Genomic DNA, 14144 nt, shown 5'->3' on the forward strand with positions numbered 1-14144 from the left:
GAGGAACTCCCACATGTTCGGGTCGGGTTACAGATTCAGTCTTTGTGGATACATAGCTCGGCCGTGGCGCGAATCATCGCCAGCTGCCGCAACGGGTCGTTCAGCGGCTCATGCACCGCTTCAGCCAGCCATTGAGGGCACTGCGGGTCGCTGCGTTGTGGCGTGAAGTCTGCGAGCTGTTGCAGCAGGCGTTTTTGCAATTGATCCAGTTGCGGGCGAATCTGCTTCACCAGGTCCGGGCGCGGGTCGTCGGGTGCCTTGCCCTGGAACTGCCAGTCGGACAGGTGGGTGTATTGCACCAGCTTGTTTGCCTCGATCTGTGCCGAGAAAAATTGCTCGGCGGCGGCGGGCTCCAGTTTGTAACTCGGTGCCTGGGCAATGACGCTGGCGAGCACGTCCTGCTCGCGCTTTTTGTCTTCTACCGGTTTTTTACTGTCCCATTTGCTCAGGGCCACCTGGTCGGCAATGGCCAGGCGTTCGGCGATGCTGTTGAGCAATGGCTCCAGTGTCGGCGGTGCAGCGAATGCACTGGCGCTGGCGAACAATAAAGTGAATGCAAGTAGACGCTTCAAGAGGTGACCTCCTAGGGTGCGGGCAAAAAAAAGACCTCCCGAAGGAGGCCTTTTTCATCACGCTGCGTCAAGCAGCGCTACCGGATCAGCAGCTGTAGTACAGCTCGTATTCCAGTGGGTGTACGAAGGTGCGTACTTTGATTTCTTCTTCGCTTTTCAGCTCGATGTAGGCATCGATGAAGTCGTCGCTGAATACGCCGCCTTTGGTCAGGAACGCACGGCCCTTGTCCAGCTCTTCCAGGGCTTCTTTCAGGCTGCCGCACACTTGTGGGATCTCTTTGGCCTCTTCAGGCGGCAGGTCGTACAAGTTTTTGTCGGCGGCGTCGCCAGGGTGGATCTTGTTCTGGATACCGTCCAGGCCGGCCATGACCAGGGCAGCGAAGGCCAGGTATGGGTTGGCTGCTGGATCCGGGAAGCGAGCTTCGATACGGCGAGCGCGCGGGCTGGACACGTAAGGAATACGGATCGAGGCGGAACGGTTGCGAGCCGAGTAGGCCAGCATGACCGGTGCTTCGAAACCTGGGACCAGACGCTTGTAGGAGTTGGTCGACGGGTTGGTGAAGCCGTTCAGGGCCTTACCGTGCTTGATGATGCCGCCGATGAAGTACAGGGCGGTGTCGGACAGGCCGGCATAACCTTCGCCAGCGAAGGTGTTCTTGCCTTCTTTGGCGATGGACAGGTGAACGTGCATACCCGAACCGTTATCGCCGTACAGCGGCTTAGGCATGAAGGTAGCGGTACGGCCGTAGGCATCAGCCACGTTGTGTACGCAGTACTTCAGGGTCTGGACTTCGTCAGCCTTGGCCACCAGGGTGTTGAACTTAACGCCGATTTCGTTCTGGCCGGCAGTCGCCACTTCGTGGTGGTGAACTTCGATGACCAGGCCCATTTCTTCCATGGCGTTGCACATGGAGGTACGGATTTCGTGGTCATGGTCGAACGGCGGAACCGGGAAGTAGCCACCTTTGATGCCTGGACGGTGGCCTTTGTTGCCGCCTTCCACGTCCTGGTCGGACATCCACGAACCTTGTTCGGAGAAGATCTTGAACATGGAGCCGGAGATGTCGGACTTGAACTTGACCGAATCAAAGATGAAGAATTCCGGCTCCGGGCCTACGAATACGGTGTCGCCGATACCGGTGGACTTCAGGTATTCCTCGGCACGCTTGGCGATCGCACGTGGGTCGCGGTCGTAGCCTTGCATGGTCGAAGGCTCGATCACGTCGCAGACGATGATCAGGGTTGGGTCTTCGGTGAACGGGTCGAGGACGGCAGTGCTGTCGTCCGGCATCAGGATCATGTCGGAGGCTTCGATGCCTTTCCAGCCAGCGATGGAGGAGCCGTCGAACATTTTGCCTTCTTCGAAGAAAGCATCATCCAGCGCGTCGCGAGCCGGCATGGTCACGTGGTGCTGAGTGCCTTTGGTGTCCGTGAAGCGCAGATCAATCCATTTAACGTCATGATCTTTGATGAGTTGAACCGACTTCGACATAGTGTCCTCCGGGTGGCTTCGGGCTGGGGTAGTGGAGTTAGCCCTTAGAATGTGGGTGATGCCGGCGCGGATAGTCCGCCATGGCAACCTGCCTCACAAGAGAGCAAATTGCATGCCAGTGCGCCAACATGGGTTTTTTGCTCCAAAAACGCCCCTATAAAGGTGCATTGCGACAAATGCCCGAAATTGGCGCACCGCAATGTGGCGTTCGCGAGTGCAAATGCACCTATTTAGTGCGAGTCGAGTGTTGTGCATATTAACTGGTTAAACCTTGAGCGATTTCCGCTATAATCCGCGCCCCCCTTTTTCGGCAGGCCCTGCGCGCGCTGTTTCCATGAAATTAATCGTTAAAGTCTTCCCCGAGATCACCATCAAGAGCCGACCGGTACGGATGCGTTTCATCCGTCAGTTGGCCAAGAACATCCGTGCCGTGCTCCGCGATCTGGACCCGGCTGTGGTGGTGAACGGTGTGTGGGACAACCTCGAGCTGGAAACCCGCCTGACCGACGCCAAGGCCTTGAAGGACATGACCGAGCGCCTGAGCTGCATGCCGGGTATCGCGCATTTCCTGCAGGTGGATGAGTACCCGCTGGGGGACTTCGACGACATTACCGAGAAATGCAAACGGCACTTCGGCGACAGCCTTGAAGGCAAGATTTTTTCGGTGCGCTGCAAGCGTGCCGGCAAGCACCCGTTCAGCTCCATGGACGTCGAGAAATACGTCGGCAGCAAGCTGCGTCGCGAGTGCGGCGCCGCCGGAATTTCCCTCAAGGCGCCGCAAATTGAAGTGCGCATGGAAATTCGCGACCAACGGTTGTTTGTGATTCACAGCCAGCACGACAGCATCGGCGGCTACCCGCTGGGCGCCCTGGAACAGACCCTGGTGCTCATGTCCGGCGGTTTCGATTCCACGGTGGCGGCCTACCAGATCATGCGCCGCGGCCTGATGAGCCACTTCTGCTTCTTTAACCTGGGCGGGCGTGCACACGAATTGGGCGTGATGGAAGTTGCGCACTTTATCTGGAAGAAGTACGGCAGCTCCCAGCGCGTGCTATTTGTGAGCGTACCGTTCGAGGAAGTGCTGGGCGAAATTCTCGGTAAAGTCGATAACAGTCATATGGGCGTAGTTTTGAAGCGTATGATGTTGCGCGCTGCGTCCCGAATCGCCGATCAGTTGCAGATCGACGCGCTGGTGACCGGTGAAGCGATTTCCCAGGTTTCCAGCCAGACGCTGCCGAACCTGTCGCTGATCGACTGCGTGACCGAGAAGCTGGTATTGCGCCCGCTGATCGCCAGCCACAAGCAGGACATCATCGACTTGGCAGAAACAATCGGCACCGCCGACTTTGCCAAGCATATGCCTGAATACTGCGGGGTCATTTCGGTGAACCCCAAGACCCACGCCAAGCGCAACCGCGTGGAGTACGAAGAACAACAGTTTGATATGGCGGTTCTGGAGCGTGCGCTCGAGAACGCCAAGCTGGTCCCGATCGATCGTGTTATCGACGAACTGGGCCAGGATGTGCAGATCGAAGAAGTCAGCGAAGCCCTGGCCGGCCAGATCGTCATCGACATCCGTCACCCGGATGCCGCTGAAGATGAGCCGCTGGAAATCGCCGGCATCGACGTACAAACGCTGCCGTTTTATGCATTGAACGCGCGTTTCAAGGAACTGGATAACAGCCGTCAGTACCTGCTGTATTGCGACAAAGGCGTGATGAGTCGCCTGCATGCCCACCATTTGCTCAGTGAGGGGCATGCCAATGTGCGCGTTTATCGACCGAGCTAAGAGCCCGGGGCTGTTTGCCTGTGGCCTGCGTCACCGGCCCCCCGACTCTGCCGTCAAGCTGTAACGGCAAGGCCTGACTCTACTGTTAATCGCTGCCACGACCTGTCAGCACACCGAATCCTCTGATCGAGATACACAAGTGATCGAAAATCTACGTAACATCGCCATCATTGCCCACGTTGACCATGGTAAAACCACCCTGGTAGACAAACTCCTGCGTCAATCCGGCACCCTGGAGCGCAACGAGCTCAACGACGAGCGCGTGATGGACTCCAACGACCAGGAAAAAGAGCGCGGTATTACCATCCTGGCAAAAAACACCGCTATCAACTGGAACGGCTACCACATCAACATCGTGGATACCCCGGGCCACGCCGACTTCGGCGGCGAAGTAGAACGCGTAATGTCGATGGTTGACTCCGTTCTGCTGCTGGTTGACGCTCAAGACGGCCCTATGCCGCAAACCCGTTTCGTGACCAAGAAGGCGTTCGAAGCCGGCCTGCGTCCGATCGTGTGCATCAACAAGGTTGACCGTCCAGGCGCGCGTCCGGACTGGGTTCTGGACCAGATCTTCGACCTGTTCGACAACCTGGGTGCCACCGAAGAGCAACTTGATTTCCAAGTGATCTACGCCTCGGCCCTGAACGGTATTGCCGGTCTGGAACACACCGCCATGGCGGAAGACATGACCCCGCTGTACCAGGCGATCGTTGACCACGTTCCACCACCGAAGGTTGACCGTGACGGTCCGTTCCAGATGCAAATCTCGGCACTGGACTACAACAGCTTCCTGGGTGTTATCGGCGTTGGCCGTATCGCCCGTGGCAGCGTCAAGCCGAACACCCCGGTTGTCGCTATCGGCGCCGACGGCAAGAAGCGCAACGGTCGTATCCTGAAGCTGATGGGTCACCACGGCCTGCACCGTATCGACGTTGAAGAAGCTTTCGCCGGCGATATCGTGTGCGTCAGCGGTATGGACTCGCTGTTCATCTCCGACACCCTGTGCCAGCCGGACACTGTCGAGGCAATGAAGCCTCTGACCGTCGACGAGCCAACCGTTTCCATGACCTTCCAGGTAAACGACTCGCCTTTCTGCGGTAAAGAAGGCAAGTTCGTGACTTCCCGTAACATCAAGGAACGTCTGGACAAAGAGCTGCTGTACAACGTTGCACTGCGCGTTGAAGAAGGCGACTCGGCTGACAAGTTCAAGGTTTCCGGCCGTGGTGAGCTGCACCTCTCGGTACTGATCGAAACCATGCGTCGCGAAGGCTTCGAAATGGGCGTTGGTCGTCCTGAAGTGATCATCCGTACCGTTGACGGCGTGAAGCAGGAACCGTTCGAAAACGTCACCATCGACACCCCTGAAGAATCCCAGGGCAAGGTCATGGAAGAGATGGGCCTGCGTAAGGGCGACCTGACCAACATGGTGCCGGATGGCAAAGGCCGTGTGCGTCTGGAATACAACATCCCGGCTCGTGGTCTGATCGGTTTCCGTAACCAGTTCCTGACCCTGACCAACGGTGCTGGCATCCTGACCTCGATCTTCGATCGCTACGACACCATGAAGTCCGGCGACATGTCCGGCCGTCAGAACGGTGTCCTGGTATCGGTAGAAACCGGCAAGGCGCTGACCTACTCCCTGGAAACCCTCCAGGCGCGTGGCAAGCTGTTCGTTGAACACGGTCAAGAGATCTACAACGGTCAGATCGTTGGCCTGAACAGCCGTGACAACGACATGGGCGTCAACCCAACCAAAGGCAAGAAGCTCGACAACATGCGTGCTTCGGGTAAAGACGAAACCATCGCCCTGGTTCCACCTGTTCGCTTCACCCTGGAACAGGCCCTGGAATTCATCCAGGACGACGAACTGTGCGAAGTGACGCCGAAGTCGATCCGCCTGCGTAAGAAGATCCTGGACGAAGGCGAGCGCACCCGCGCTGCCAAGAAAGCCAAGAACTGAGTTAACTCAGGCTGAATGAAAAACGCCCCCGGTCGAAAGGCCGGGGGCGTTTTTTTATGCCTGCAGTTTCTGTGGTGGCTGTACTGGCCTCATCGGGGGCAAGCCCCCTCCCACCTTTGAATGTGTTCACAGATCAAAATGTGGGAGGGGGCTTGCCCCCGATAGGGCCCTTGAGAGCCCCACAAAACCCGGATCAGAACTTGTCGAGGGTCTTGAACTTGGTCTCGCGCACCACTTCCTTCGGCTTGTACGCGCAATACCCCGGGCGCGGCCCGATCTTCGGGTGGTTGCGGCAAGTATCCGGGCGCTTGTCATAAATAGTGCAGAAGCGCGTCTTACGATCCAGGTACAGGCAGTCGTTGTTGCTCATGCGCTGCAGGGTAAAAATCTCGGATTTGTTGTTGTAGCGCTCGACGATACCTTCCTTCTGCAACCGCTTGGCGATGTTCTTCGGCGGGTCGCCGCGCTCGAACTCATCGACGATGCCAATGCGGATCAGGTCCTTGATCTTCACCTCAACCGGCAGCGTGCAGCAGCTGGACACGCAGCCGCCGCACATATGGGCGGAATATTTCTGCCAAGTCTCGAGACGGTCGAGTTCCGCGGCGGCGATCAGTTGAGGCTTCATCAGGGTTCCAAAAGGTGGGGCGGTATCCGGGCGCGCGATCATACCGGGATTGGTGGTTTTTTGAACAATATTTTGCGTATTTCAGCTCAAAGGCCTGGCCGTGGGCTGATCGGGCACGACCCCTGCATCAAAAGCGTATTAAAGGTGAATGAGTTAAAAAACTGCCGAACCAGAGCGTCTACCGTCTGTCAGACCGACTAGGCTCTAGCAACTCCTTCAATCTCGCCCGAGGTCACACCGATGTCTCAGGAACCGCTTGCACGAGAAGCAGAGGTAGCCGCATTCCGCGATGCTGTCTTGACCAAACTCACCTACGCGGTGGGCAAAGACCCGGACCATGCCTTCGACCATGACTGGTTCGAAGCCATTGCCCTGGCCGCCCGCGACCAGATGGTCGACCACTGGATGGACCACACGCGGCGTATCTACCGCAAAGGCCAGAAGCGGGTGTATTACCTCTCCCTGGAATTCCTTATCGGGCGCCTGCTCTACGACAGCCTGAGCAACCTCGGCGTGCTGGAGATCGCTCGCGAAGCCTTGTCCGAGCTGGGTGTGGACCTCGAACGCATTCGCCTGCTGGAGCCCGACGCGGCGCTTGGCAACGGCGGCCTCGGCCGTCTGGCGGCATGCTTTATGGAAAGCATGTCGACCTTGGGCATCGCCGGCCACGGTTATGGCATTCGTTATGAGCACGGCTTGTTCCGCCAGGCGATTGTCGATGGCTGGCAGCAGGAACAGACCGAACGCTGGCTGGATTTCGGCAACCCGTGGGAATTCGAGCGGGCCGAGGTGATTTACCCGATCGGCTTCGGTGGCAGCGTCGAGACCCTGCCGGATGCCTCCGGTAAGCTGATCCAGGTGTGGACGCCCAACGAAACCGTGCGCGCCGTTGCCTACGACACCCCGGTGGTCGGCTGGCGCGGCGCCAGCGTGAATACCTTGCGCCTGTGGCGTGCCCGTGCGGTGGAAGATCTGCACTTGGAACGCTTCAACGCCGGTGACCACCTGGGCGCCGTCGCCGAAGTGGCCCGCGCCGAGAGCATCTCCCGAGTGCTTTACCCGGCGGACAGCACCGAAGCGGGGCAGGAACTGCGCCTGCGCCAGGAATACTTCTTCGTCGCCGCCTCCTTGCAAGATCTGTTGCGTCGCCACAAAAACATGCACGGCTCGGTCCTGAGCCTGGGCGAACATGCAGCGATCCAGCTCAACGACACCCACCCCTCGATCGCCGTGGCCGAGTTGATGCGCCAGTTGGTCGACCTGCACGACATTCCGTGGGAAGCCGCGTGGGATGTCACCGTCGAAACCCTGTCGTACACCAACCACACCCTGTTGCCCGAAGCCCTGGAAACCTGGCCGGTCGGCCTGATGGAGCGCATGCTGCCCCGGCATATGCAGATCATCTACCTGATTAACGCCCAGCACATCGATGCGCTGCGCGCCAAGGGCATCCATGACTTCGACGTACTGCGCGCCGTGTCCCTGATCGAAGAAGACAACGGCCGCCGTGTGCGCATGGGCAACCTGGCGTTCCTCGGCTCCCACAGCGTCAACGGCGTGTCCGGCCTGCACACCCAACTGATGCGCAGCACGGTGTTCTCCGAACTGCACAAGCTCTACCCGGAGCGCATCAACAACAAGACCAACGGCATTACCTTCCGCCGCTGGCTGTACCAGGCCAACCCCAAGCTCACCGATATGCTGGTGGAAGCCTTGGGCCCGGACATTCTCGACAACATCGAAACCCGCCTGGGCGAGTTGGAAACCTTCGCCGAGAAACAGACCTTCCGCAAAGCCTTTGCCGACCAGCGCCTGCACAGCAAGCGTGCGCTGGCCGAGATCATCCATGAGCGCCTGGGTATTTCGGTGAACCCGGCAGCGATGTTCGACGTGCAGGTCAAGCGTATCCACGAATACAAGCGCCAGTTGCTCAACCTGCTGCACACCGTGGCGCTGTACCAGGCGATCCGTGCCGAGCCGGGCACCGACTGGGTGCCACGGGTGAAGATCTTCGCGGGCAAGGCGGCGGCCAGCTATCACCAGGCCAAGTTGATCATCAAGCTGACCAACGACATCGCGCGCACCGTCAACAACGACCCGACCGTACGTGGGCTGCTCAAGGTGGTGTTCCTGCCCAACTACAACGTCAGCCTGGCGGAAAGCATCATTCCGGCGGCGGACTTGTCGGAGCAGATCTCCACCGCCGGCTTTGAAGCCTCGGGCACCAGCAACATGAAGTTCGGCCTCAACGGCGCGCTGACCATCGGCACCATGGACGGCGCCAACGTGGAGATGCACGAGCGCGTGGGCGCCGATCACATGTTTATCTTCGGCCTCAGTGCGCAACAGGTGGAGGCACGTAAACATGCCGGTGAGTTCAACGCCGGGCCCGATATTGCTGCGTCCCATCGTCTGAACGATGTGCTGCAAGCGATTCGCGGCGGGGTGTTCTCGCCGGACGATCCGGGCCGCTATGTGGGCTTGATCGACGGGTTGATCGACTACGACCGCTTCCTGGTCTGCGCCGACTTCGATTCCTACTGGGATGCCCAGGCGCGGGTCGAAGCGCATTGGCATGATTCCAAGGCGTGGTGGCGTTCGGCGGTGCTCAATACCGCACGGATGGGCTGGTTCTCGTCGGACCGGACGATCCGCGAGTACGCTACGGAGATCTGGAAAGCCCTGGACTAGATCTACTGTAGGAGCGAGCTTGCTCGCGAAAAACGCCAACGATAACGCGTGCTTTCTGATTTAACGCGGTATCTTTGCGATCTTCGCGAGCAAGCTCGCTCCTACAGCACGGTTTGCTCAGGGAATATCGACCATGCAATGGATTTTCATGCTGATTGGCCTGGTGCTCGGCTGGACGCTCGATGAGTCGTTCTATGATGCGGGCATCGGTGCGCTGTTGGGGTTGGGCATCGGCCAGGCGATTCGCCTGTCGAAGCTGGCGACCCAGGCGCAGCAGCAGGCTGTTCAGTTGGAAACCACGCAGAAGGCGTTGATCGCCCTGGGTGAGCGCCTGCGGCAACTGGAAGTACCCACGCCGACACGCACTGTCATCGTCGAGCCGCCTGTGCCTGAGGCGGCACCTGTCGCCAAGGCGCCTGAACTGGTGTGGGAGCTGCCGGCTGAATTGGCGCCTGTCGCCATGGTCGCCGAACCGAGCCAGCCATTGCCGGATGACGTCTGGACGCCTGCCCCGACGCCACGCCCGCCTCAAGAACCTATCGCTCCTCGCGGCCCCAACCTGATCGAACGCGCCATCGGCGGCGCACGCAATTGGCTGTTTGGTGGCAACACCGTGCTGCGTGTCGGCGTGGTGCTGCTGTTTCTCGGCCTGGCCTTCCTGTTGCGCTACGCCACCGAAGGCATGGTGGTGCCGATCGAACTGCGTTACGCCGGCGTTGCCGCGGCGGCCCTTGGCCTGTTGGGCCTGGGCTGGTGGCTGCGGCTGCGCAACAGCAACTACGGCTTGATGCTGCAAGGCACCGGGATCGCGGTGCTGTACCTGACGGTGTTTGCCGCGATGCGCCTGCACCCGTTGATCGACCCGAGCGCGGCGTTGGGCCTGCTGGTGGCGGTCACGGTGTTCTCGGCGATCCTGGCGATTACCCAGGATGCGTTGGGACTGGCCTGTGCGGCAGCGCTCGGCGGCTTCGCGGCGCCGATCCTCACGTCGACCGGCGCCGGTAATCATGTCGCGCTGTTCAGTTATTTTGCCCTGCTCAACGCCGGTATCCTCGCCATCGCCTGGTTCAAGGCTTGGCGCTTGCTCAACCTGATCGGCTTTGTCGGCACCTTCGGTATCGGCTTTGCCTGGGGCATGCGTTCCTATACGCCGGAACTGCTGTGGAGTACCGAGCCGTTCCTGATCCTGTTTTTCCTGATGTACCTGGCTATCGGCCTGTTGTTCGCCCGGCGCAAATTGCGGGAGATGGGCGACGCGCCCGAAGGCCGTGATGCGTTGTTGCGCTGGTCGGCATCCAAAGGCGACTACGTCGACGGCAGCATGCTGTTCGGCCCGCCGCTGGTGGGGTTTGGCCTGCAGTTCGCGCTGGTGCAGCACCTTGAGTTCGCCGCAGCGTTCAGCGCGCTGGGCCTGAGCATCCTCTACATGGGCCTGGCCCGCGTGCTCAGTGGCGGGCGCGCCTTGCTGCTGGCGGAAACCTGCCTGGCCCTGGGGGTGATCTTTGCCAGCCTGGCGATTCCCCTGGGCCTCGATGCGCGTTGGACCGCAGCCGCCTGGGCGGTGGAAGGTGCCGGGATCTTCTGGCTCGGCTTGCGCCAGCAGCGGCCGTTGGCGCGGGCATTTGGCCTGTTGCTGCAATTGGGCTCGGCGCTGGCGTTTCTCAGTGAGCTGCGCATCGGCGAGCACACGCTGCTGGAGGGGGCGCCCTTGGGGGCGTTGCTGCTGGGCGCGGCGTTGCTGTTCAGCTTCGACCAACTGCGCAGGGCCGCGACGGAGCAGGCGGCGGAGTGGGAGCGCAAGGGCCTGCCGGTTCTGGCCAGCCTCGGCCTGACCTTCGTGTACCTGCTCGCGCCGCTGCTGTTGCTGACTCAAGGCACTGCCATCAGTTGGGCGCTCGCCGGCCTGGCGACCCTGTTCATCGGCTTGCGGATTGGCTCGCGCACGTTCCTGTTCACGGCGTTCGCCGTGCAACTGCTGGGCGGGGCGTTGTTCCTGCTGCGCTTACAAGGCGGCGACTCGGCAGCGGTATTCAACGCCGGCTGGAGCGGCCTGCTCAGCGCGTCGTTGATCGGCCTGGCGTTGATCGGCGGCATGCTGCTGGCGGCGCGCGACGACATGGTGCGCAGCGATGTACGGCTGTTGCGCGGGCTGTCTGTGGTGCTGCTGGCCGGGTTGGTGCTGATCAACCTCGCCGTGCTGTTTGTACTGCCATGGGAAAGCGCCAGCGGTGTGTGGGCGGCCAGTGGGTTGTTGATCATCTGGTTGAGCCTGTACCTGCAACAGCGCGTCAGTTTTGTGTTCGGGTTACTGCTGCAAGTGATTGGCGGCGCGTCGTTCCTGCTGGCGGTGCCGGAGCTGCTCGGGCCTTTGACCAGCGAGGGCGTGCGTCCCCTGGGGCACAGCGGTTTCTGGACACCGATGGTGCTGGGCCTGGCCGCCTTGGTCGGCGCCTGGCGCTTGCAACGTGAGCCCCATGCGCCGGTGTTTGCCGTGCTCAAGCTGCAACGCCTGTCTGACCTGCTGCTGGTGTGGGGCGCGGCGTGGTGGGCGTTGGCGCTGATCGCTGAAGTGCTGCGGTTTGTTCCCGCTGAGCTGCGTGCCTCGCTGCTGCTGGGCATTGCGGCGGTCAGCGTGGCGATCTGGGCGTTGCTCGCGACGCGGCTGCGCTGGGCCTCGCTGGGCGTGCTCTGCACCGTGTTGATGCCGGCGGCGGGGATGGTATTGCTGGTGTCTGCGCATAATTATTACCACCCGGCAGCGCACTACGGCTGGCTGGCCTGGCTGGCGGTGTTCGGGGTGCATTTCATCGCGCTGCGGCGTTTGGCGACGCTGGTGCCGGCCACCGTCCTGAGCATTGCTCATGTGTTGGGTAGCTGGATGTTGATCGGCGTATTGGCGCTGGAACTGCGCTACGGCCTGTTATTGCTGTCGAGCGAATACAACGCCTGGCGCTGGCTGGGCTGGGCGATCCTGCCAAGCCTGTACCTGGTGCTGGCTGCTGCACCGCGCAACTGGCCATGGCCGCTGTCGGCGTATCCACGGGAGTATCGCGTGTTGGCGGCGCTGCCCTTGGCGGTGCTGATGCTGGGCTGGTTCTGGCTGGCGAATACCTTCAGCGACGGCACGGCCAGGCCGTTGCCCTATGTGCCGCTGCTCAACCCGCTGGACCTGGGCCTGCTGTTTGCGCTGCTGGGCGTGTACCTGTGGTCGCGCAGTGTGGCGCCGCAGCGAGGGCCGCGGGCTGAATTGATCGCCCAGGGCATTGCCGGTATTTCGCTGTTCGCGTTCTTTACGGCCCTGGTGATGCGCACCGCACATCACTGGGGCGGCGTACCGTTCCATCTGGATGGGTTGCTGGAATCGATGTTGGTGCAAGCCGGCCTGTCGATTGTCTGGACCCTGATCGCCCTCGGCCTGATGATCGGCGGCCACCTGCGCCATCGCCGCGAAGTCTGGCTGATCGGCGCGGCGCTGATCGCGGTGGTGGTGGCCAAGCTGTTCTTTGTCGAGCTGAGCAACCGTGGCGGCCTGGCGCGGATCGTGTCGTTTATCGGCGTGGGCGGGTTGTTGCTGATGGTGGGCTACTTTGCGCCGCTGCCGCCCAAGCGTGCCGAACCTGTGTTGGAAACTGAAGGAGCATCCTCTTGATCGGTAAGTTAAGCGTGGTCGTGCTGGGCATGTGTACGACGTTGTCGGCGTGGGCGCAGGAAACGCCGGCCGACTTCAGCAGCCAGGTGGCGCTGAGCGTCAGCGGCAACGGCCCCTGGTATCGCCTTGAGTTGCCCTTGGCCGTGCAACTGAATGCGCGCCAGGCTGACCTCAGCGATGTGCGCGTGTTTAACGCTGCCGGTGAACCCCAGGCCTACGCGCTGGCGCGTCAAGCGTCGCAACGCACCGAAAGTCGTGAAGTCACCGACGTGAAGTGGTTCCCGCTGTATGCCGCCGACACCCAGGCAACCTTGCCCGGTGTGGTGATGAAAACCACGGCCGAAGGCACCCTGGTGGAAATCAAACCGTCCACCGCACCCAAGCCCGGCAAGCAGGTGCTGCGTGGCTGGGTGCTCGATGCCAGTAAAATCAAGGCGCCGTTGCAGCAGTTGAGCCTGGACTGGAGCCGCGAGCAGGAGGGCTTCCAGCGCTTCAGCATTGAAGCCAGTGATGACTTGCAGCACTGGCAATCCTGGGGCGATGGACAAGTGGCGCGTTTGTCGTTTGCCGACGAGCGGGTCGAGCAGCATGACGTCAGTTTGCCGGGCCAGTCCGCGCGTTACCTGCGCCTGGTGTGGAAGGGGCAGGCAGCGCCGTTGCTGACCTCGGCCAGGTTGGCCAGTGCCACCAGCAGCAGCCTGCCGCTGGCGCTGGTTTGGTCGCAGCCGCTCTCGGGCACGCGGCTCAAGGCGGGTGAGTACACGTGGAAGTTGCCCACTGGGCTGGGTGTCGAACGCTTGCGTGTCGAGCTGAAGCAGGCCAATACGCTGGCGCCGGTGACCTTGGCGGGGCGACGCGATGGCAATCAAGCCTGGCAGCCGTTGAGCAACGGTCTGCTCTACCGCCTGACCCAGAATGGCCAGGACGTGGTGCAGGACGAGTTGCAACTGCCCGGCCAGACGGTCGCCGAACTCAAGTTGCAGGTCGACGAGCGCGGCGGCGGCCTGGGCGTCGAAGCGCCGGCCCTGCGCTTCGCGGTGCGCGCCACGCAGTTGGTGTTCCTGGCGCGGGGCGAGCCGCCGTTCACGCTGGCGCTGGGGAATGCCTCGGTGAAGGCGGCGAACCTGCCGTTGTCGACGCTGATCCCGGATTACACCGCCGAGCGCCTCAACACCTTGGGACAAGCCAAGGTGGCCGGGGCCGTCGCGGTCACTTCGCCACCGGGCCCGGCGGCTGTCGACAGCGGGCCGAACTGGAAAAAACTCGGACTCTGGGCCGTATTACTGCTCGGCGTGGCGGCGCTGGGAGGCATGGCCTACAGTTTGCTGCGCAAGCCGCCGCAGGCACGTTAAATAAAGTCCAT

General features: G+C 61.2%; 8 protein-coding genes. 5 read left to right on the forward strand and 3 right to left on the reverse strand.

Annotated features, from left to right (window positions below):
* Positions 1-35: 35 nt before the first annotated feature.
* Positions 36-572, reverse strand: coding sequence for a chorismate mutase (locus BB029_RS21845; protein ID WP_065940747.1), 537 nt, complete (start codon positions 570-572; stop codon positions 36-38).
* An 85-nt stretch (positions 573-657) separates the two neighbouring features.
* A complete protein-coding gene (gene glnA / locus BB029_RS21850) occupies positions 658-2064 on the reverse strand; it encodes a glutamate--ammonia ligase (protein ID WP_024072899.1) in 1407 nt (468 codons plus the stop codon).
* 334 nt (positions 2065-2398) lie between these two features.
* Here glnA and thiI point away from each other — a divergent pair, with 334 nt between their 5' ends.
* Positions 2399-3853: a tRNA uracil 4-sulfurtransferase ThiI gene (gene thiI / locus BB029_RS21855; protein ID WP_065940748.1), complete on the forward strand. Its 1455-nt coding sequence runs from the start codon at positions 2399-2401 to the stop codon at positions 3851-3853.
* A gap of 139 nt (positions 3854-3992) precedes the next feature.
* Positions 3993-5813 (forward strand): translational GTPase TypA, encoded by a 1821-nt coding sequence (typA, locus tag BB029_RS21860; protein ID WP_024072901.1) that lies wholly within the window; start codon positions 3993-3995, stop codon positions 5811-5813.
* Between the two features lie 193 nt (positions 5814-6006).
* On the opposite strand, the gene BB029_RS21865 is transcribed toward typA, so the two are convergent.
* On the reverse strand, positions 6007-6441 hold the full coding sequence (locus BB029_RS21865; RefSeq protein ID WP_024072902.1) for a YkgJ family cysteine cluster protein: 435 nt from the start codon (positions 6439-6441) through the stop codon (positions 6007-6009).
* A gap of 240 nt (positions 6442-6681) precedes the next feature.
* On the opposite strand from BB029_RS21865, the gene BB029_RS21870 reads away from it, so the two are divergent.
* From BB029_RS21870 to BB029_RS21880, 3 genes are all read left to right on the forward strand, one after another.
* Entirely contained in the window at positions 6682-9132 is a 2451-nt protein-coding gene (locus tag BB029_RS21870; protein ID WP_065925746.1) for a glycogen/starch/alpha-glucan phosphorylase, read from the forward strand.
* A gap of 133 nt (positions 9133-9265) precedes the next feature.
* Positions 9266-12781, forward strand: a complete 3516-nt coding sequence (locus tag BB029_RS21875; RefSeq protein ID WP_065940749.1) for a DUF2339 domain-containing protein — start codon at positions 9266-9268, stop codon at positions 12779-12781.
* Positions 12781-14133 carry a DUF3999 domain-containing protein gene (locus tag BB029_RS21880; RefSeq protein WP_065940979.1) on the forward strand — a complete coding sequence of 451 codons (1353 nt, stop codon included), beginning with the start codon at positions 12781-12783 and terminating at the stop codon, positions 14131-14133. Before BB029_RS21875 ends, BB029_RS21880 begins: the two co-directional genes overlap by 1 nt.
* The last annotated feature ends 11 nt before the right edge of the window (positions 14134-14144 follow it).

It is taken from the genome of Pseudomonas sp. S3E12 (assembly GCF_001702295.1).
GTDB lineage: Bacteria > Pseudomonadota > Gammaproteobacteria > Pseudomonadales > Pseudomonadaceae > Aquipseudomonas > Aquipseudomonas marginalis.

Coding starts and splice junctions, on each gene's coding strand:
- BB029_RS21875 (WP_065940749.1), top strand. CDS start 9,266: ATGCAATGGATTTTCATGCTGATTGGCCTGGTGCTCGGCTGGACGCTC.
- BB029_RS21870 (WP_065925746.1), top strand. CDS start 6,682: ATGTCTCAGGAACCGCTTGCACGAGAAGCAGAGGTAGCCGCATTCCGC.
- glnA (WP_024072899.1), bottom strand. CDS start 2,064: ATGTCGAAGTCGGTTCAACTCATCAAAGATCATGACGTTAAATGGATT.
- BB029_RS21865 (WP_024072902.1), bottom strand. CDS start 6,441: ATGAAGCCTCAACTGATCGCCGCCGCGGAACTCGACCGTCTCGAGACT.
- thiI (WP_065940748.1), top strand. CDS start 2,399: ATGAAATTAATCGTTAAAGTCTTCCCCGAGATCACCATCAAGAGCCGA.